The sequence below is a fragment of the Methylobacterium terricola genome, from assembly GCF_006151805.1.
GTDB classification, from domain to species: Bacteria; Pseudomonadota; Alphaproteobacteria; order Rhizobiales; family Beijerinckiaceae; genus Methylobacterium; species Methylobacterium terricola.
Genome location: NZ_VDDA01000005.1, coordinates 59,732 through 80,313, shown reverse-complemented (window position 1 = coordinate 80,313; position 20,582 = coordinate 59,732). Strand labels below are relative to the sequence as shown.

At 60.1% G+C, this 20,582-nt stretch carries 15 protein-coding genes; 3 read left to right on the top strand and 12 right to left on the bottom strand.

The annotated features are described in order from the left end of the window. The first annotated feature begins 607 nt into the window (after positions 1-607). On the top strand, positions 608-1,051 hold the full coding sequence (locus tag FF100_RS13745; protein ID WP_139036266.1) for a hypothetical protein: 444 nt from the start codon (positions 608-610) through the stop codon (positions 1,049-1,051). A 244-nt stretch (positions 1,052-1,295) separates the two neighbouring features. Here the strand turns inward: FF100_RS13745 and FF100_RS13740 are convergent, their stop codons facing one another. From FF100_RS13740 to FF100_RS13715, 6 genes are all read right to left on the bottom strand, one after another. Then, positions 1,296-1,664, bottom strand: coding sequence for a hypothetical protein (locus FF100_RS13740; RefSeq protein WP_139036265.1), 369 nt, complete (start codon positions 1,662-1,664; stop codon positions 1,296-1,298). A 126-nt stretch (positions 1,665-1,790) separates the two neighbouring features. Then, complete coding sequence (locus FF100_RS13735) at positions 1,791-2,033, bottom strand: hypothetical protein (protein ID WP_139036264.1); 243 nt, start codon at positions 2,031-2,033, stop codon at positions 1,791-1,793. Continuing rightward, a complete protein-coding gene (locus FF100_RS37045) occupies positions 2,030-2,416 on the bottom strand; it encodes a hypothetical protein (protein ID WP_171070158.1) in 387 nt (128 codons plus the stop codon). Before FF100_RS37045 ends, FF100_RS13735 begins: the two co-directional genes overlap by 4 nt. 933 nt (positions 2,417-3,349) lie before the next feature. Then, positions 3,350-5,944: an AAA family ATPase gene (locus FF100_RS13725; protein WP_139036263.1), complete on the bottom strand. Its 2,595-nt coding sequence runs from the start codon at positions 5,942-5,944 to the stop codon at positions 3,350-3,352. A 274-nt stretch (positions 5,945-6,218) separates the two neighbouring features. Next, positions 6,219-7,961, bottom strand: a complete 1,743-nt coding sequence (locus tag FF100_RS13720; RefSeq protein WP_139036262.1) for a retron Ec67 family RNA-directed DNA polymerase/endonuclease — start codon at positions 7,959-7,961, stop codon at positions 6,219-6,221. Positions 7,962-8,943: 982 nt separating this feature from the next. Beyond that, positions 8,944-9,216 (bottom strand): hypothetical protein, encoded by a 273-nt coding sequence (locus tag FF100_RS13715; RefSeq protein WP_139036261.1) that lies wholly within the window; start codon positions 9,214-9,216, stop codon positions 8,944-8,946. Positions 9,217-9,315: 99 nt separating this feature from the next. Here FF100_RS13715 and FF100_RS13710 point away from each other — a divergent pair, with 99 nt between their 5' ends. Next, a complete protein-coding gene (locus tag FF100_RS13710; RefSeq protein WP_139036260.1) occupies positions 9,316-9,615 on the top strand; it encodes a hypothetical protein in 300 nt (99 codons plus the stop codon). A gap of 1,261 nt (positions 9,616-10,876) precedes the next feature. On the opposite strand, the gene FF100_RS13705 is transcribed toward FF100_RS13710, so the two are convergent. From FF100_RS13705 to FF100_RS13680, 6 genes are all read right to left on the bottom strand, one after another. After that, positions 10,877-12,751, bottom strand: coding sequence for a flavin-containing monooxygenase (locus tag FF100_RS13705; RefSeq protein WP_139036259.1), 1,875 nt, complete (start codon positions 12,749-12,751; stop codon positions 10,877-10,879). Positions 12,752-12,952: 201 nt separating this feature from the next. Next, on the bottom strand, positions 12,953-13,660 hold the full coding sequence (locus tag FF100_RS13700; protein WP_139036258.1) for an ABC transporter ATP-binding protein: 708 nt from the start codon (positions 13,658-13,660) through the stop codon (positions 12,953-12,955). After that, positions 13,653-15,473 carry a branched-chain amino acid ABC transporter ATP-binding protein/permease gene (locus tag FF100_RS13695; RefSeq protein ID WP_139036257.1) on the bottom strand — a complete coding sequence of 607 codons (1,821 nt, stop codon included), beginning with the start codon at positions 15,471-15,473 and terminating at the stop codon, positions 13,653-13,655. The genes FF100_RS13700 and FF100_RS13695 overlap by 8 nt, the downstream gene beginning before the upstream one ends. After that, entirely contained in the window at positions 15,470-16,354 is an 885-nt protein-coding gene (locus tag FF100_RS13690; RefSeq protein ID WP_139036256.1) for a branched-chain amino acid ABC transporter permease, read from the bottom strand. Before FF100_RS13690 ends, FF100_RS13695 begins: the two co-directional genes overlap by 4 nt. Before the next feature lie 89 nt (positions 16,355-16,443). After that, positions 16,444-17,661, bottom strand: coding sequence for an ABC transporter substrate-binding protein (locus FF100_RS13685; protein ID WP_139036255.1), 1,218 nt, complete (start codon positions 17,659-17,661; stop codon positions 16,444-16,446). Positions 17,662-17,827: 166 nt separating this feature from the next. Then, positions 17,828-18,601, bottom strand: a complete 774-nt coding sequence (locus tag FF100_RS13680; protein WP_139036254.1) for a carboxymuconolactone decarboxylase family protein — start codon at positions 18,599-18,601, stop codon at positions 17,828-17,830. A 328-nt stretch (positions 18,602-18,929) separates the two neighbouring features. Between FF100_RS13680 and FF100_RS13675 the strand changes: the two genes are divergently transcribed. Further along, entirely contained in the window at positions 18,930-19,880 is a 951-nt protein-coding gene (locus FF100_RS13675; RefSeq protein WP_171070157.1) for a LysR family transcriptional regulator, read from the top strand. Positions 19,881-20,582: the final 702 nt, after the last annotated feature.

Here is a 20,582-nt window from a genome sequence, read left to right as displayed (position 1 = left end):
TGGCCGGCCTGTGGGGATCACGGTCGGATCCTCAATGGCATGCTTTGGACTCTGCGCACCGGCGCGCCTTTCATCGACCAGCGCCCTAGGCGTCCCGCCCTCGCGCGTGGCGTCGCCCGGGAGCGGCCGCGGGTTGCGTCCGCGCCCGAGGAAGTCGAGAGTGACCGCGACGAGGCCGTTACGGTCGAAGGTGATGGCGAAGGCGGCCATGAGTGGCTGCGAGCCCGCGAAGCCATGCGCCACGACGACGACAGGCGCCGGTTCGCTCCCCTTGGGACGATACATCTTCGCAGGAGTCGTGTCGATCACGGTGCGTCCGATGACAAGCCCCTTCTGTTGGTGAAGCAACATGAGGAGACCGAGCCCGATCGCCGCGGCCGCGACGAGGGCGGATGCGGCGCCGGGACAGTCGACTCATCGATTCTCTCAGGGGAAAGCGATACTCGGCCATGCGACAACGCCGAGCTGCGTCCGTCCATCCCGTTATGCAGAGGCGGTGGACGCCTCGACCCCGGCGGTGACACGTTCTTCGGAGCACCCCCTCCGTCTCTAGGACCGAATCTTAGCCCAACCCGCACGAGCGGACAGCGGCACCGAACATGGCGGCATGGCTCGAATCCTCGAACGAGAAGGTCACCTCCAGGCAGTCGCCGTCTCCGGAATCGTAATCGCAGTCGCCAAGCTGCAACTCGTCGATGAGCTGTTCGAATGGCTTGAGCATTGCGATGATGGCAAGCTCTTCGAATTCGATCTTCTCGATCGCAGCGTTCAGGTCGCATGCGCATTGGCTGGAGACAGCCAACAAGCTGCAGAGGTCAGCCGCTCGAAAACTATATTCGAAAGCACGATCCTCGATATCGAAATTCGACAAATAAATTTTATAATGGGACATAATTCTATCTCTTGTAAGAGCATCACGGAGCAGGAAATCCCGATCCGCTACGGCGTTGTGTTGGACCCCGACGGCGAGGTGTATCTGCACGGCGTCGGGGTCAAACTGACGATTGACCTGCGCAAAAAAACTGCCCTGTTCTGCCAGTTGGCAATCTAGGTCTTTACGGCCGCACCTTGCTTCATCACAGCCAGCACATCTTGAACGCGACGGCCTGTGCCGGCGTGTCGAAGACCACCCACCATGCGCGGCCGATTCTGATCTCAGCCCACCTTAAGCCTTGCCCGGTGAACCAAGCCCCCCTATCCCGGTTGCATTCTCCATCGTGCGCAAGTAGATGTCGTCGACCTTACAGCCACGGTCCCGCACGTCCGCGATCTCGAGCGATGTCATCACAGCCATCCTAGTCGTCGCGATCGACGTTGGACGGCTTGAAGCCGCCCGCATCCGCGTGAGCCCGCACGGCGCCGAGTTGCTTAAGGTGCGCGCTCTTGAGGTCCACGAGGGCGCTGAGAGCATCGATCGCAGCCCCGACCGCATCGTTGGTCGGCTCGGTCATCGCGCCCTCCCGGCCTGCCTCGTCGATCGCATCGAGGAGCACGGCTTCGACCTCGCTCAAACGCTCGTTCAGTTTAACGAGCGCACCGGCCACGCGATCCTGGCGTTCGAAGAGCACAAGCACGCAGCGGCGAAGACGGTAGATGTGGACGTAGTGCATGGCGTTCATGATGGCCGCACCAAGGCAGGCCACCGCTACAATCATCAGCGACATTGCAATTCCAAAAAATAAATCAATCGCCTACGGCACCAAACAGCCCGGCGGAGAATTGGACTAAATTACCTATGTTGACGGCCAAAGCCGCCAACAAATCATTTTGGTATAGAGCGCGAGACCAACTTAAGAGCCAAGAATCTCTTTTTCCTCGCAGTACGCCATCCGGTCTGTCTCAGTTTCCCAAAGCTCGTAGAGGGTCTCGTCGTCCAACGCCTTCATCTCGTCGCGGGAATACTTCTCCACCACAAGGTCGTTGATCTGCTCCCGGCGCAGCAACTGCCGGGCCGACTCGCGGGTGGCGTGGGCCGTGGTCCAGCCGAACCACGAGTGCTTGCTTTCCAGCTGGCAAATCCAGACGGTCGTCACCGGGCGCCCCCGCGCCACACCGACCAAGCGTCGTAGCCTGCCTGATCCTTGAAGCTGAACAAGAACGTCGCCCAATCCGGATCGAATGGGAAAACCGTTACGTTATCGACGACCAGCGCGTCCTCGTCCTCATCCTCGACCTCGTCCGCATCATCCTCGTCCTCGTCCTCGGTGTCGCGGTCGACCTCGGCGTAGTCGGCCTCGCACCATTCGAAGCCGACGTCCGGGTACGCCTCGCCGAACCGCACGATGCTCTGGCCGAACCGCACCAGTCGCTCGAACGGCCACGCCTTGACGTGCACGATGTGGATCAGATCGGTCTCGGTCACGGCATCATTCGCTGCCACGGCCAACCGAGCGGCGTCATTAATCGCATCCTTCATCAGAAATCCCTAAATGAAATGAATCGCCACCGGCACCAATCCGTCCGGCAGCGAACATCGATCTACGGGATTACAACATTTTCGTCAAAATATTTTTAAGCTGCGACGTCAATTTCAGGAACGACACGGAATTAATCCATCAATTTAACTGATTCTGCGATGGCCTCAAACATAAAGAATCACATGAAACTGATTCATATGAATCACGCCCCTTGAGGCATCTTGCGGCAATAGCGATCTAGCCGGACGGAGGGATTACCACGTTGCCGGCCGTTGACCGGATCGCCCACGGGCGCCCATGCCCAGCTGCGGCCCGTTTCACCAGTCCGCCCCGTCAGCAAGCTCCATCGGGTGCGAGCGTGGAAGGCGTGGTAGTCGTCAGGAATCACGAGGCTACTGAATCAGTGCGTCATTGCCCACTCCTCGTCAGCGAGTCGGTGAAACTCGGACGCCGCGGAGAACGCGGACCGCTCAAGACGCCCCTGTGGCCCGCAGGATCGCCCAGGAGCGATTCCCTAAGGAGATGCCGACCAGGGATGCTGCCATGGCCGCAGCTGCTGAGGTCGCCCAGAGGCTGCAGGATCTACGCGTGAAGCTACACCACGGCCTCCTCAGTGAGGATATGCAACATATTATCTTGACTGATGATCTGTTTCGATCGGTTACTGATTCTGGTGAGACGTATTCTGTAGGTAATATCGAACGTGTTCAAGAATAATCCTTCAAGGAGATCACGGCGTCGCTCGATCGCAGCGCTGCTCGGTTCACCCGGCCATTAAAAAAGCCCCAGACTTGTCGCCTCGCCCGCCGCGATCAGCACCGTGAGATCGGCGCGGGCCTGAGTTGGGGCAAGCAGCAGTTGGAGTGGCTGCCGGGCTCAACTCTCCCGCCGTCGGTCCTCGCGCGCCCGTGCCGCGCTCGCGCCGTCACGTGTCAGGAGCCGCGGGACGCGGCTGCTAGCGGCCTTTCGCGTGGAGGCCTCCTCGCTTCCAGGTTCGCGCGGAGGTCTTCGAGTGTGGTGATCAGCCGCATAAGGCCCGGGTGATCGTCGGCGGGCCGGGCAACGCGGGCGACGCGGCCCGCCGTCCGGGTGCATAGGCCAATGAGCTTGGTGAACCAGGCCCGGTCAGAACGCAGCGGGACCTTCAGGAGGTATTCGACGAGGACGTCGGTTCCGTCCGGGTGAGGGTCGTGGCCAGCTGCGGCCACCTCCTCCAGGAGGTTGAAGAATTGCTCGGCGTCCTCGGCGGAGAGCCGCAGCATCCGTTCCAGGGTGCGTTCGAGCCAGTGCAAGGTCTCGCGTAGGTCGAAGCCGCACAGGTTCCTACCCACCCAGAGCGCTTCAAGGTAGGCGACGCAGGCCTGCCGGACGAGGACGTTGGCCCGATCCTGGTTGACTGCTCCCAGACCGTTTGCCTGCTGCACGAGGCTGCGTCCCAGCTTGCTGAGGAACTCGCTTCTGTGCCGGGCCGCGAACTTCTCATCGGCCAGTACGGCCCGGCAAAGCCGCTCGGCCTCAGAAGGATCATCGCCGGCGACGATCTCTAGGTGATACCACCTCCGCATCATGAACGGGTCGCGGTAGCCCATGGCTTCCGCGGCACGGAACCACTCCCGCGCCGACGTCCTATGGGCTGGGCCGAGTTCGCCATAAGCTTGTGCGAGGAGAGCCCTAATCTTCGGATTTCCAAGGGCGGGATCGTGCGCCGACATGCTGGCATGAATCTCCGCGACCTGCCCAAAAGCGCGGTCGCGCAGGGCGCGCTCCATGGTGACGATCAAGGTGGCCTCCCGCGGCGTTGTACGAACGCCTGTAGCCCTAAAGTGCTCGACCGTGTTGATGAGCCGGTTGAAGTATGGTTGGCGCTCCGAGACCAGCCGGACGAAGGGCACGCTCGGCGGCACCAACTGGTAGAGCGTCTCGCCGTCCTCGTCCTGGAAGGTTGACAGGAACACGCTGCCGGTCTCGCTCAGTGCATCGGCCACTTGCGGCTTCGTCAGGTGCGAGAGGAGGCCAGCGATGGTGGCAAAGGTCACGGGCTCGCCGAGAAGGAGAAGTGCAGCCAAGACGGGTTTCGAACGTCCCGCAGGATCGAGCTGGTCGTATTCTCGCTGGTAGAGGTACCGGCGGGCCTCGTCGCCGCCGCGGTCGGAAAAGATCCTAATTGCCTCCGGGTAGTTGCCTGTGAAGCGACGCAGCCCGATCACCGTCTCGATCAACAGGGGAAGGCAGTCAGTCGCCCTGATGATTGCCGGCACCTGATCGGCCGCGGGCTCGGGCACCTCGAACTGCCGGCAGCACGCTTCGAGGAACTCCGGCACCTCCGTGTCGGAGTCAAGGCCTGGCACCGGCAGCGACGAACGGATGGCATTAGCGGGCGGGTAGCGGAGCGTGTATAAGATCCGGGTCCATCGCCTTGCCCGAACCGCCCGCAGGAAGAGCGCCTCCTCGGCCGTGTCGACCTTCCTGCGGCTGAGGGCGTCGATGTCGTCGATCACGACAAGGCCGTTGTAGCTGTCAAACAGTTCCGACAGGCGGGTCTCAAGCGTGCGTTCGTCGGCTCCCGCAACCTCGTCCTGAGCGGCAAAGCCCGCATGGTGGAGGAGCTGTACCATTAGCTCACGGGCCGACCCGAACTGCCGTAACGCAAAGTCCTGCTGCCGGCCCGTTGCGGAGTTGAATTCCGTCTCCTTGCCTGACAGATAGACCACGTAGTCGAGTCGCTCGCCCCCTGGCAACGTCATTGCATGGCCGTTATCGGCCAGCAGCCGCGCGATCTCGAATGCCAGTGTGCTCTTGCCAGACCCGCCTGGACCGTGAAGGTACATCCTGGGCTGGTCGTCGAAGAGTAGCCAGTCGAACAGGGCCTCCGTCAGCTTCCTGCGACCTATGAAGTCGCGTACCGTCGCGGGGGACGGCGGGAAGGACCGATGGATGGGGAAAGTCGCCTCGCCGTCATCATCCTCGGAGGGTAACAGCCGCCGGTCCGAGTAGAGGACATGCAAGTGTCGGGACCCCGCCTCTAGCACTTCGTGTCGGTCGCGCACCCACGTCATGCCGGCCGGATAAGGGCCGAGCGGCCGTGAGAGGCGCGCCGGCCGGGCGAGGCCGCGCCGCGGGACAAGCAGGGCGACGATGTCGAGCGCGACGCCGTCGGGTTGCGCGACTGTGTAGCGGCGCATCACGCACTCGATCCCGATGCCCGTGAAGTCGCTCAGAACCCGATTGAGGGCTTCGACGTCGAGGGGCCGCCGCGCTCCGACAATCGTCAGCGCGCGATCTTTCACCCCGAATACGACTAATCCTCCGTAGGAGTTGTGGAATGCCAGTGCTAACCGCACGATGCCGGCGCCGTAGCCGTCCGAAAACCGGTCGGGTACTTCCTCTTTGTAGTCGAGAACGTACGTCTCCTGACTGGTAAACCGCCGCTCGGCCTCGTCCCAGTTCCCCTCGAAGAGTTCCGCGAACGAACCAGGGAGCTGTCGCCCCTCAATGGCTTCCGCAATACGTTTTAGCTCGTCGCGCATCTATACCGCCTTCCTCGGGCGTAATCATCGCTGAGCGTAGGCGCGCTGGGAAGCGGTCAGCGGTGCCGGCCGCCGCGGCTTCGAGGCGCGGACCTGAACGGTGATGGCGGCCCGCCGTGACATCACGGCTGTCCGGAAGGTGGTGGCTTTAAGCCGACCCTTCGCAAGGTCCGCTGCCGGGGAGTGTCGTTAAGTAGCCGTAGTAATAGCAAACGAGGTCAAGTCTCCACTCAGCACCGGCTTACAGCAACGCCATATTCATTCAGGGCGCATATCATATATGGCCAGGGTGAGTGGCATAATCATCGATAACATCACAGATTCGCTGCAAAAGCGGATCGAACCCATCAAACACGATCGCACTCTTGTTCGGCCGGACGACCTTCTCTGCAAAAACGGCTTTCCCGTACTTCCCGGGCTCCTTGTGCTTTTTGTCAGGATCGAAGACAAGGCCATCAATTTTCGTCGCAAGAACGCACGGCTCAAATAGATCTTCAATGCATGTCATCCCCTTATCTTTCCCAGTCTCGGGGGTTTTTACGAGGTACAGGTTGGCATGCACTCGGTAAAACGGGGCAGTTGTCTGTGTTGATATCGTCTTGTGGACTGTTTTTTCCCGCATTACCCCAAAAATATCCTTCGTTCCTAGATCGTTGTCGATAAGCACAATGATGGGCGCCTTAAGAGGCGCATGCTTGAACTTACGCAAAGTGTCTGCATAGTGGAGCATGAAAAACTTAAGATCTCCAGTTCCGCCGCCGAGTTGAAGCACGTCATGGACGATACGAGAGAAGTTCATGAAACGTATAGATGAAGAGAACGCACCAGATTCAATCTTCCCCAGCCTCGGATGAAAGGAGGTTAGCTTTTCGATGGCCGCTCTAAGATAAACGCGATCGGTTTTGCCTTCTGTTATAACTAGTGGGCGCGCTCCCGCGACGAAATGTTTATAAAACAGCAGATGGTGATACAAGACACGGGTTGCCGTGGGAGATTTCTTTTTCTCGACGCCGTCACGTCGATCAAGCCCATCACGTACCAGGTAGATGAAACCCAGCCGTCCCTCGATAAGCGGGAACGTTTTGAATGAGGTCCTTACATCGGGATCTCCAACTTTGCCGCCCGCCATCATTGCGGGCACCATGGCGAAATACTCGCCTGTCGAGAACAAGCGGGCGCACATCGACCGGACTGTCCGATAATATTCGGGACAGACATTGACCTTCTCGTTCACGAGGAGCCCAGTCGCGAGCTGTCGTGATCCTCGGATCTGCATTCGGGTCTTGCTCGCGTTGATCACGAAGCCTGTCCCCGTGATCTCAGCGGTGAGTGCAGGACCCACGACCCATGGCCCCTTGCCGGACGGATCCGGTAGCGCCAAGTCGACCGGGAATTCCTTCTGGTTCGTCGAGAAGGTGATGTCGTCGGCATATCGGCTGTAGGTGCACTTGTGCTGCTTGGCGAGCCGGACCAGGCGGACGTCTAGCAGGCGCGCCACGATGTTAGAGATGACCGGCGAGCACGGGCTTCCTTGGGGTAGGGCGTGGTTGTGACAGGCGATTTGTGCGATAAGGGTTGCAATCTTGGGCGCGAATTCAAAGCGCTTGTCTTTTAGAAACACGCCCCGGACCCGCCCGAAATTGATGGCCGGGAAGAATTCGGCGAGATCTAAGTTGAGCACGTAGCGTCGGCGCTTGTGGCACGCGGCATTCGTGATGATCGACAGCGACCGCGCGAACCCATGTGCGACAGGAGTATGCTCCTTGCCCGATTTCTCGATCTCGTCGAGATATAAGTACAAGACGTTTGCCAGACGCCGCTGCAAAAGCTTTAAGCGATCGTCGGGCGCCTCAATGGTTCGCGCCCCACCGCCACGTTTCGGGATCGAGAAAGACTTGTATTTGATAGCGTTGGGAAGTCGGTAAAGAATGTAAGAAAATCCACTTGGCGTGAACCCAAGCAGGTCGGCAAGTTCATCGAGCGTCTTCGCGCCCTTAAGTTTATTAACGATCGACATTGAAAGGCTCTTGCGGGAAAAGGGCTTGCAGGCACTCCTATGCGATACGATCGCTCATACCGTCTGATCATTTTTATGCATTAAGACGCCATAGGAAGCAATCACCTCCCGGCATCGTTCTCTTATATCGCGATGGCGCGATAACAACTCTGCCTGCAAGCTTGGCTATCAGATGCCACAGCTGGCTGAAAACTTCAACCGAACAATGCATGATTGCCGGTGGATTCGGCGACGCGCCAGCGGCCGCGCGCCCTTGCCGGGCCTACGTGACTGGCGGCTACCCGATTCCCGTAGTGCTCGTCCCCGCAAGAGCCTCAAGGCCTTGGTCCTCGCCGCCGCGAGAGGTTGCGGCCCCGAATATCCGTTTGGCTGGGGATAAAGCATTTCTCTCAGCCTCACGGACCTCGTTTCGTGGCAGCGGGTTAGCCATACTTGTGAGCGCAGCGCGTATCCTGGTTTTTGCGTCAGCCTTCCAGTGAGGGCTTAATGTTGCCTGTTAGCACACTTAATCCAATCTAACCCAAGACAGTTCCTCCTCAAAAGCTTTGTCAGGGTTGAACTGCAAGAATAATCCGGCAACGTAAGACCGGCTGCACTGATACGCGGCGCCAGGGCGGCGCTGCAGATGTGAGGATCTTGGGATCATCCTGATGCTGGTCACCACAGCGGCCCTGCGAGAGATCGGTGATATTCTAGTCATCCTCGCGATTTCCCAAGGTTACGGTCAGACCCCATAGGCTGCGGGCAGTGATCCATGCGGGTGAGGGAGACCAGGAGTGATCGGGGCATGGGCTCGGCATCGCGCGTATCAATGACGCCATCTGCAGGGTGACGGCATGCGAGGTAGGTAGCGGCGGCGTTCATCCCCATCGGCTACCTGTTCGATGCCCTGGATCGGCACAGCCGCGTCGGTCGCAGCCTTTCACCTGCAACAGTTTTATGTGACGAAACGTGGTGGTCCTAACGCGCGCTACCGAACCGGCTAGCGACCTAATGAACCAATCGTCCGCTGAGCCGCAGCCCTATCCCGAACCGCCGACGCAGCGGCCTCATCGGCTTCTGCCTGGGTTTTCATGAGATCAGCCCGAAGTTGGGCAAGTTCCAGGTCCCCTTTCTCATCGCCATACATCGTTTGTATCAACTCAGGGCTTCCTTGCGGGCCATTTCTTGCGATATCGTTCTCAAGTTCACGGCGGAATTTCACAGTAATTTTTTGTGAATCAATGTATCTGCTGATAATTTCGCTGGCTCTCATGGCTCCTCCGACGTTGTGTCCGCGCTTGGACCAGACGCATGTAACGCAATGCTACATGTATTTATCCCACCAAATTTCCCGCTGGGACTAAATATGCTCATGTACGGATTTCAGTTATTTTCGACCTTTGAAAGCATCAGTGCTTTAGGTATCGTTGATTCTCAAAAATATTTCTCGACTCGCTGGTGCGGAATGAGTGAGGATTTACTTCGTGACTACCATCGTCGAGGCGGGGCGAATGCCAGGGTGAAGCCGAGCGTCGTGGCGAGGGTGCGTGAACGTCTCGCCGAAGTTGCCAGGCTTCTTCCGGAACTTGCTGCTGAGGTCCATGAGATCGACGCAGCCATCGTGCAGCACATGTACGTTGCTGATCTACTTGGAAGAAGATCGCTCAGATGAATATGTTCCGGGTCACAATGTTTGTATCACCCAACGATTTCCCTGATTTTGTAAGAATTTTGAACGATCGAACACGTGACGGTCACGTCGATCGTGAAACACGGATCGACGAAGATCACTGGTTGTTGCCCATCGCGGTCAGTAACCGCGAAGAGGCGCAGTTCCCGGGCAACCTTACATCCTGTCCAAATGAACTAATGCCGTAGCAAGTCACTGATCGCTGGTCAGTGTTTGACCGGTTCTGGCCCAGGATGGCCGGCGCCTCGGGAATCCCCGTTCTGACGCCTCCCTAGCCCGAGGGCGGGTTATGCTGAGTGTGAAGGCCAACGAGTTCAACCCGCTCATGCGAGCCATCATCCAGGCGCACCCCGGCATGAGCGCTAATGCCCTTGGGGCTAAAAACCACTCAGCTTGATCTTAGGAAGGGCGCTGACGTTGAAGCGTAGCTGCTCGGGTGGCGGGCCGCAGGCGTCAGTATCGCGCCGTCAGCCGGGATCAGGCTCGCGGCGACTGAACCGCTGCTCACGACCCCACTCGGACCTTCCGGACGCGCCCTGCAATCCACGCTCCTGACGCATAGCCGGCATTTAAAACTGAATAGCATTGCCAGTAACAAGCTGAGGCACTTCCGTTTAACGGAAAAATGTCGTTGCCTTGACGTTGGCTGCCTGCTCAACGGTCGTGAAGCCCGTGAAAGTTCATGCAGCCGTCGCTGTTTTTGAGGAGCCAGGCCAGCCAGGGTAACATTCAGCTGCTGCACTGATCTTCGCGGGCGCCAGCAGCGGAGCCTTCGAGGCTTCACTGCTGCTTTGAGTGGTGAGCGCGCAGCGAGACGAGGAGATGATGCTCTTCTCACTGCGCGCAGCTTTCCGGGCGCCAGCCTTGGACCTGTGCTCCTGTGTAGGGGAGGGCAGTCAGCCCGGACACACTGGGAGCGTCGTACAGCGCATTCGAAAGGCGTCCTGCTGCTCGGGACGCCCCCGCGCGATCCCGTCAGTCCTGGGTTATTCTAAGCCCAGCACGACAGTTTCGGTCCATGTGTACCAGCACTGCCGGCAAGGCCTCGTAAGCCGAGAGGTTCATGGCCGTATTCTGGACCTTTTGATTGCTCCAATCGAAGGATCTCATGCCTACTTAGATAATCGTGCCCTCAATGGCATCATACGACTTTTGCCATGCATGCGCCGTCTAAATCGGAAACCTGGCTTGCATGTCGACCCGCATGCGGCTCCGCCACCGATAGAACATTAGAAAATCTGAATCAGGCTCGGTGATCGTTTGTTCCCAATGGCTGCAAAATTCCAATCTCCATCGCTTTGATCTGAAGCGCAAGGTACTTGGAGTTGATGCGGCACTGAGGCAAACCGCCGGCAATGAACCAAACGCCCGGCTGTGGCGTGCGCTTGTACATGTTGCCCAGTTCGCCATCCTTATCGATACCCCACACTGGTCCTATGCGCTGAGCCATCTCTTCACCTAACGTGCGACGAACCAGCTCTTCCTGGGGGTAGTAGCCGGTAGCTAGAACAATGAGGTCGGCTGAAACCGTAGTTCCGTCCTTCAATCGCACTCCCTTGGCGACAAAGCGCTCGATGCGATCATATTGCAGCAAGCCGAGTTCGCCTTTGATCAATAGGGCGGAACTTCCGGCATCTAGGTTGTAGCCGCCGCCGCGCCGGAAATATTTCATCTGGTGCCCGGTTTCGTCATCACCGAAATCGTGCTTGAATCCGATCGCCTTAAGACCGGCGATCAAGTTTTCGTCGAGCTTGGCCATGCGCTTCGTCACTGCCTTGTAGCCAGCGATAACGAGAGCTGGCGGCGCGGAGGCAACAATCAGGTCACTGTCGTCCAGAGCGCCGCCCTCGTCCCAAACCGACTCGTTGAGACGGGCGCTCGGATCAATCGAAACCACCGTGGTAGAGCCTCGCTGTATCAAGGCGGTCCTCACGCCGTTGCTGTGTAGATCGAGCGCAATGTCATTTCCACTACTACCAGTCCCAAGCACGAGTGCGCGCTTTCCGGTCCAGGCCGCGCCCGTATTGAATTCCTCGGCGTGCATGATCTCCCCGGCAAACTCACCCAAGCCCGGCAGGTTGGGAACCATAGGGAACGAGCTGACGCCGTTGGCAAAAACCAGATGGCGAGGCCGGACGACGCGCTCGCTCCCGTCCGCCCGCCTTAGCCGCGCAGTCCAACGGCCCTCATCTTCGTCCCAGCTACCCCCGACGAACTCTGTGCCCACCCAGCAATTGATCTCCATGGCATCCGCGTAGAACTCGAACCAGTTCGCCAGCATGTCCTTGGGGATGTAGAGCGGCCAGGTCGGCGGGAAGTCCATGTACGGCAAATGATTGATATGGGTCGAGTTATGGAGTGCCAAAGAGTGGTAGCGTCGCCTCCAGCTATCCCCAATTCGATTCCAACGCTCCACCACCAGGGTGTCGACGCCTAGCTGGTTGAGCCGCGCGGCGATCGAGAGCCCGGCCTGCGCCCCTCCGATCACTAAAACCGTCGGATTTCGGTCTTCGTAGGCTATCGCCCGTCGACGCATGTCGGCCCAGTTGTCGCCGCCGAAGTTGCGCGAGTAAGCCGCCCCGCTCGGACGGTTGGCGCCGACGCGTTCCTCATGTCCGCGCAGACTTTCGAGCGTCGTCGAGAGGAGCCAGGCCCGCGTCTCACCGTCGTCGCGTGATGTCGAGAGACGCAGGAGGCCGGCGCCGGTGCCGAACGTTGTCTCGAACGCGAAGATCGCTTCCACGCTGTCAACGCCGAGCCGCGTCACGGTGCGCGGTTGCAGGCGAGCGTTCGGCACGTGGAAGGCGCGGGCATCGACACGGTCCTGCTCCGCCACGAGAGCTTTGGCGATCGCGTCTCGGCCCTGCGCGGACGAGAAATGCCACGTGAAGGCGAGCACGTCGCGCCAGTGGCACTCGGCGTGAAACAAACGGCTGATGCGGGTGGCGTCGCCGGAGCGGAGAGCATCCTCGAACCCGTGCAGCCATGTCTCGGCTCGCCGACGGGCCTGCTCCGTCGTTTCAGGCGCTCCGCCAGATACTGGGACGTCCTTCGTGGCCGCGGTTCCCTCAACGGTGGTTGGGAGGGCAGCGTCAAGCGATGAGAGGTCGGATCTCATGACGATCTACTCCTATTTTTTATGGTACTCGAGATGTTTGTAGCTACGATGCTGCCATTGCACGGTTGATAGGCTGCTTCCCGGTGTTCAGTCATCAATGCGATGCGACAACCGTGTGTGCGCAGAACGCAAAGATGGTACAATCGTCCAAAGCTGTTCCCGCAAACCGGTGACAGCTAACAGGTATTGATGACGAGAGACCTAGAGGTAACTTGCTGTCAGCGAAGCGGCGCTATCGGCTAGGAGAGTGCAGCTGTCGCCATGCTGTACGACGCGTCCTCGCCTGAGAACATAGCCGCGATCCGAGACCTTCAGGGCCAGGGTGGCCATCTGTTCGGCCAGCACGATGGCGATGCCGGACCGCTGGGCGAAATCCGTGATGAACTCGTAGATTTGGGACACGATGATCGGTGCGAGCCCCAACGACGGTTCGTCGAGGAGCAGGTACCGCGGCGACCTGATCGTCGCGCAGGAGATGATGACCATCTGCTGCTGCCCGCCGCTGAGGAGCCCAGAGGGCACATGTGCCTTCTCGGCGAGGATGGGGAAACGGTCGTAGACGTCCCGCAATGCGGTCGGCCATGGGACCGCCCTGGCCCCGAACTGCCAGGACAGGCGCAGGTTGTTCTGCACCGATAGCGGCTTGAAGAGGCGGCGGCCCTCCATCGCATGCGCAAGGCCGAGACGCGCCCGCCGATGCGCCGGGATTTGCGTAACGTCCTGCCCGTCGAACAGGATGGAACCGGATCGCACGGGCGCGACGCCCGAGATGGCCCGCAGCAGCGATGACTTGCCCGCGCCGTTGGCACCCAGCACCGCCGTCGTAGTCCCCGGCTCAGCGCACAGGCTGACATTGCGCAGAACCTCGATCGCGCCATAGGCGACGCTGACGTCGCGGACCTCAAGCATCGACCGTCTCCTCGGCACCCAAATAAGCGGCAACGACGGTCTTGTCCTGGCGCATCCCCGCCATGGAGCCGTGATAGATCACGCGCCCGCTATCCAGCACGATCACATCGTCGACGAGATCCGAGAGGAAATCCATGTGGTGATCGATCAGGAGGACGCTGATCCCCATGCCGCGCATGTCGCGGATCAGTTTGGAGAGGCGCTCCATTTCGGGCTCGGCGAGCCCGGCCGCGGGCTCATCGAGAAGAATCGCTGTAGGCTCCGCGAGGAGCACACGCCCGACATCCGTGAGCCGGCGGTAGCCGTAGGGCAGGGATTCGAGAGGTTGGTCGGCGACCGCCTCAAGATCAATCAGGCGAAGAACGGCCTCGACCCGCTTGAGGACGTTGGCCTCCTCATCGGTCGCCGAGGGGAGGGCGAGAGCAGCGGCGAGGCCGGAGCCGCGCATGAGCCGATGGGCCCCGAGCATCAGGTTCTCGCGCACCGTGAAGTTGGGTACGAGGCGCGGATCCTGAAACGTTCGTATCAGGCCAGCACGGGCGATCTCGAAGTCGGGCTTCCCGGTGATGTCGCGGCCCTCGAAGGTCACGCGGCCGACGGATGGCCGGTAGAGCCCGCTTACGACATTGACGAATGTCGATTTGCCGGACCCGTTCGGGCCGACAAGGGCCGTGATCCTGCCCGGGGCGAGGGCGAGGGAGACGTCGTCGAGTGCGGTGAGGCCGCCGAACCGCATCGTCACACCGTCTGCTGACAGCACCACTCCACCCGGCGCCCGTGCCGCCACGGGCCGCAGCGGGACGGGCGGTCCGTCGCCCCGGCCGGCCCTCGTCCGAGGGGCCGACCGGATGAAGCGCGGCGGATCGAGCAGCAGCCCGGCGATGCCGCGCGGCATCACGAGAAGCGAGAAGGTGAGGATGAGGCCGTACACGATGAACTGGTACTCGGCGAAGACCTGCAGCTTTTCCGGAAGGAACGTGAAGATCGTCGCGCTGATGATCTGCCCGGGGATCGAGCCGAGGCCGCCGACAATCGCCACGACCAGAACTTCGATGGAACGGTGCAGGTTGAAGCTATCAGGACCCAGATAGCCGACGAGGTGCGCGTAGAACCCGCCCGCCAGACCCGCTGCAGCGCCGCTGAGGGTGTAGGCGAGCTGCCTTGCGCCACTGCGGGAGATGCCGAGGCTACCGGCCGCGATCTCGCTGTGGTGGATCGCGAACAGGGCGCGGCCGATCCGGCTGCGCGTGATGTTGTTCATGATGATGAGGAACAACGTCGTCGCGAGGAGGAGGATCACGAAATAGGTCGCGACGCCGACCGGCCGGCCGAGCGCCGTCAATGTCCGCAAGCTCGCGGACGGCACGCCCGGAAGGCCCATCGTGCCGCCGGTGAGGTCGTTCCACTCCCGCACGACCTCGAAGAAGATCATGCCGAAGCCGAGCGTCATCATTGCGAGATAGACTTCACGCACGCGGCCAGCCGGGAACGAAAGGAGGTAGGCGGCTGCAGCCGACAGGGCACTGGCGATCGGAATAGTAAGATAGAATTCGAGGCCGTACGACTTGGCCAGGATGCCCGCCCCGTAGGCGCCTATACCGAAGAAGCCGGCGTGACCGAGCGAAATCTGTCCGGCGATGCCGGTCAGGATGTTGATGCTTTGCGCGAAGATGATGCCGACGAGGACGAAGCAGAGGATCTGGACCGACCCATCGCTCAGGAGCGGAGAGATCGCGGCGAGGACCAGCACCAGGGCTGCCTGGGCGAGTGGGTGGCGCACGAGGCGCGACAGATGGGAGCGGACGCGTCTCATACCTTCACAGCCTCCGGGCGGGCGAACAGGCCCTGCGGCCGGACAGCGAGCATCACCATCAAAAGCGCAAACGCGATGCCGTGCTCGGCTGCAGTGGAGATGTATCCGCCGACGAGCTTGCTCAGCACCCCGACGACGATGCCGCCTACGAGCGCGCCGACCGAACTGCCCATGCCGCCGAGTACCGCCGACACGAAGCCGAGCAGAACCAGATCAAAGCCGAAGGCCGGATCGACGGTACCGCCGATCTGGGCGATCAGCATGCCGGCGACACCGGCGAGCACGCTTGAGGCTACAAAGGAGAGCAGGATGATCGCTCCGACCGGCATTCCCTGAACCCGGCCGAGCTCCTGGTCGAACGAGACGGCCCGAATGACCTGGCCCCAGATGGTCTTGCCCAGGAACAGTTCCAGCAGCGCGACGAGGCCGACCGCGAGCACGAAGATGACGAGATATTGAAGGGCGGCGGGCTGCCCGAAGATCGTCACCGTGTCGGATGCGCTGAACACGACCTCCGGAAAGGCCACGGCCTGTGAGCCGAAATATTTGGCAGCGATGCCCTGCAGGAGGGTGCCGAAGCCGAGGGTAGCGACCATCCAGCCCATGCTGCCCTCGGTCTTTAAGGCGGGCCTCACGGCGAAACGCTCGATGAAGATGCCGAGTAGGCCGACAACCGCCAAGCCGGAGACAGCCGCGAGCGCGAGCCAGACGCCTTGCGAGGCGAAGAATGCCGTAAGCATCGCGCAGAGCATCATCAGCGAGCCCTGTCCGAAATTGAGCGTGCGGGTCGTCCAGAACGTCATGTTCAAGCCGATGGCGACGAGCGCATAGGCTGAGCCGACGCTCACGCCAGCGATCAGGAGCGAGAAAAGAAAATCCATGCGTCACGCGATCAGTCTGAGAACACCTGCACCGATGGGGAAGGCGGGATCGCGGTCGCGGTGGAGTGCGACCGGTCGCTCCTCGTCCGTCAGTCTGCGGAGAGCTGAAAAACAATCTTCTCCCCCGACTTCGCGAGCCTGTAGACCCCGAGATCGGACGGCTTGAGCGCGGTGTGATCGCTAGGGTCGAACGAGATAGACTTCACGGAAACACCTTCGAGGCCCTTGGTTTCCGCGAGGGCCTTGAGCACGCGCTCCGGCTCAGTCGAGCCCGCGCGACGGACCCCGTCGAGCAGCACGTTCGCGCAGTCGAAGCCCGACCCCACCGAGGTCGCCAGCGAGATCTGCGGATTCTCCGGATCTGCGCCGTACCAGCGGTCCATGCCGTACTTCGCGCGGTAGAGATCGACGAAGCTCTTGGCGAGGGGCGCCATCGGGCGTTCACCGAGGGCCAAGGCATTGACGCCGTAGGTGCCGACCGCGAGGTCGCCCGCACCTTCAATGAAGGGAACCGTCATGGCGCCGGCCGAGCCATAGAGCGGCACCTCGATCTTCAACCGCACCATGTTCTTGCGGATGACCGCAAAATCCGCGCCGAGGCCGATCACTAGGAGCGCGTCGATACCTGACCGCTGCAGCCGGACGAGCTGCGCCGTCATATCTTGCGCGCGTTGATTGTAGGACTCGGTAGCAATCTTGGCTGTTCCACCGGCGGCGATCTGTTTCTTCACGAGATCGGCGCCGCTTACGCCATAGCCAGTGCTTTCGTGCAGGATGCCGATCGACTTGAACTTACCACCAAGTACCTGACCGAGCTTCTCCGCCTCGACGGTGTTTGAGATCGAGACAGAGAAGATGTTCTTGCGCGGCGGCTTGTCGCGACCGTTCGGATAGACAATGGTGGGTGCCTGGGCCTGCGCGTTGCAGAACGGCCGGCCGTCAGCCATCACCATGTCAACGACGGCGAGCGTCGGTCCACTGCCGGACGGGCTGACGATCAGCTGGACGCTCTTGTCGTCGAGGATCCGCCGCGTGTTCTGCACCGCACGATCAGGTACCAGCTGGTCGTCGAGGGGTTCGGGAAACTCGACCTTGCGGCCATTCACGCCGCCGCGCTTGTTCCATTCCTCCACTGCGAGGATGATCCCGCGCCGCAATCCCTCGCCATACTCGTTGTATGGACCAGTCAAAGCGCCCGTGAAGCCAATTTTAACCGGGCCGTTATCCTGCGCCACGACCGGACCTGCGACTAGTGCCCCGGTGAATGTCGTGCAGGCAACGGCGACCGTTCTGAAATGCTGCAACATGGATTTCCTCCCTGTGGCGCTTTCGAAGAAGCGCTCAATTATTTCCCGGATATGCCGGTTCTTTATTAATCGTATCGATCCGAGATCCAGTCTCCCTACTGCGCGCAGCGCTGATGACCGGTGTCGTTTCGCTTGTCAGACGGGTGAACTGACTACCCTTCGACGGCTATTGGCCATCCCGAACGTTCGCGACCTCCTCGACGAGGATAGGTACGCCCTCGGTCAGGGTGTGGATGCCAAGAACGCTGACAAGCTCGAAGACCTCCATAATTTCCTTCGCCGTCGCACCGTAGCCGAGCGCATTGCGGATGTGGATGCGTGTCCCTGGATCGTATAGGTGGGTTGTCGAGACATCAATCGCAATGTATATGAGTTCTTTGGTCTTGGGTTCGAGGCATCCCGAACGCCATGGGACGGAGGAAAATTCTAGGTATGCCTCGAAGAAGTCGGGGGACAGGCGGAGCACGTGATTCCACACGTCGCTCCAATAGCCGCGATTGGCTGTGAACCGCTCCTTGAGCTCATGTTCCCGCGGACCGAGTTCGAGGGAAGCGAGTTCCCCGCCGCGCCCGGCCGCCTCGAGTTCCTCGATGAGGATCGGGACGCCGGACGTCGCGCTGTGGATGCCCAGCACCGCGGCTAGTTCCATGACCTCCATAATCTCGTCCTGCGTCGCGCCGCATTTGAGAGCGTTTCGCATATGGATCCGGATCGACGGACTGTAGAGGTGCGTCGTCGATGCGTTGGCGGCGATGCAAATTAATTCTTTTGTCTTCGAGCTTAAGGTGCCGATGCGCCAGGGAATAGCAGCGAGACGCAAGTAGCTCTCGAAGAAATCGGCATCGAGCTGAAGCATCTCACCCCAGAGGCTGCTCCAATGGCCGCGGGAGGAGATGAACTCTTCCTTGAGGCGCGCAAGACGATCCGGCTCCGCGGCCATCGGTTAGCCTCCCGCACGGCCTCGTCTGCCGCGAAGCGCTTCGGCTCGCGCGGAGGAGGCCTTCGTTTCCACCCTGAGGCAGCGCTTGGCTGCCCCCAATGGCGTCCCGTGAACCAGGATCGCCATGCGCACGATATGCGTGTTGCGCGACGATGATAGCCCTTCATTCGCGCAGGATCTTTACGCAATCTGCAACGATGCCAAGCGTTTTCAAACCGCGCTGCCCAGGCTGCGCCGCTGATCCGTCTCCGTGACCATATTCACGAACAGCGACGGTGAGCTAACATCGGCACGTGGGGTGACGAGGTTGGGGATGGAAACGCTACATATGATGCGGCTGTTCATGCGCGTCGCGGATTCGGACAGTCTCTCCGCCGCTGCCCGCTCCTGCGGCCTTTCCCCTGCCTCGGTGTCACGTCAGATCAATGCCCTTGAGCAGGAACTCGGGGTTCGGTTGATCAATCGAACAAGCCGCAGGCTCGCGTTGACGGAGATAGGCCAGCTCTACCGGGAGCGCGGCTCGGCCATCCTATCTCAACTCGACGAACTCACCGACCGCGTCTCCCAGCATCAGGCATCTCCTCACGGCGTGATCCACGTTCACTCTCGCGTCTCAGTCGCGGAGCACTTTGTCATCCCTGTACTGCCGAGCTTTCTCAGTGCTTATCCCGATGTGAGGGTAAACTTGTGGCTTACCGAAGAATCGCGTGACCTAGTCGAGAACAATATCGACGTCGCCATTCGCCTCGGCAACCTCGACGAGCCGCAACTTGCAGTCCGCAAGATCGCATCAGGAGCCCCACGGATCCTCTTCGCCTCGCCTGCCTACCTCAGCGCCCGTCCTCCCATTCGATGCCCAGAAGATCTCAGATCACACAATTGCCTTAGCTGGCCGCTTGATGGTCGTTTCGAAGACGGTCATGCGATCTGGCGCTTCAAAGATAACGACCAAACTCAAGAGGTGCGGGTCCGCGGCACAGTACAGATCAACAACACTAATCTACTGGTCCATCTCGCTCTAGCAGGCCTGGGAATAGTCTTGCTGCCAATCTGGACCGTTGCTGGCCATCTTTCTGCGGATCGACTTCAGCGCATCCTTCCTGACATTGATGTCACTCCAACAATCTTTGACCATCAAATCTACGCGGTATTCCAAAGATCGAGCTACACACCACGAAAAATCAGAGCATTCATCGATCATCTTGTGCGTGCCAACCGTTCGGCGATGCCTGCACATTGCGATTGGGATCAAGATACTGTACTTAATGATTTTAAATAAACAAATTATATTATATTATGCTACAAAAATTATCATATCACAATAATTTCGCTTGCATTTCCCCTATTCAATGAGCATGATGTCACAATCGCAAACGGGTGTGTTCCGTTAAACGGAACTGATCGGCGCGTCTCGTTGCCAGCGCAGCACGGCGATCAGCTGCGTTGCGCGCTCCAAACAGCTATTTAGCGCGCTCCTAGCGCAGCTTGAAAAAAGCTCTGTCCGATCAGCAGGGTAGGGGGCTTTCAGCTCAGATAAAGTGCGGGCGCAGGGAGCTGTCGAGGGTGCCCTCAACAGGCAACATCCCAGGGGCCGGTTCGCTCCCGCGCCCCGCTTGGGGGAGGGCACCCATCGCTGATGCGCCAGAAGCATCGTACAGCGCGTTCGAGGGGCGTTCTGCTGCCCCGCATGCTCTCGCGCTGCCCCGCTGGTCGTGGGGCACCCTGAGCCCAGCACGGCAGCCTCGCCTCAGTGGGGCAGCTCTGCCAGGAGGGTGCTTCATGAGCCAGCCGGATATGACCCTTAGCAGATTTTCCAGCTTGACGGTCTGAATGTCCGCTGAGTAGGAAGCAGCGGACTTAGGAGCTGCAAGCATCACATCATTTTTCTAATTGAGGCCTGGTGCAGTTGTGAAGGAGTGATTTGATAGCAGCCATTGCCTCGACAGCTTGAAGCAATTTGGGAATTTCCACCCGACGCCGG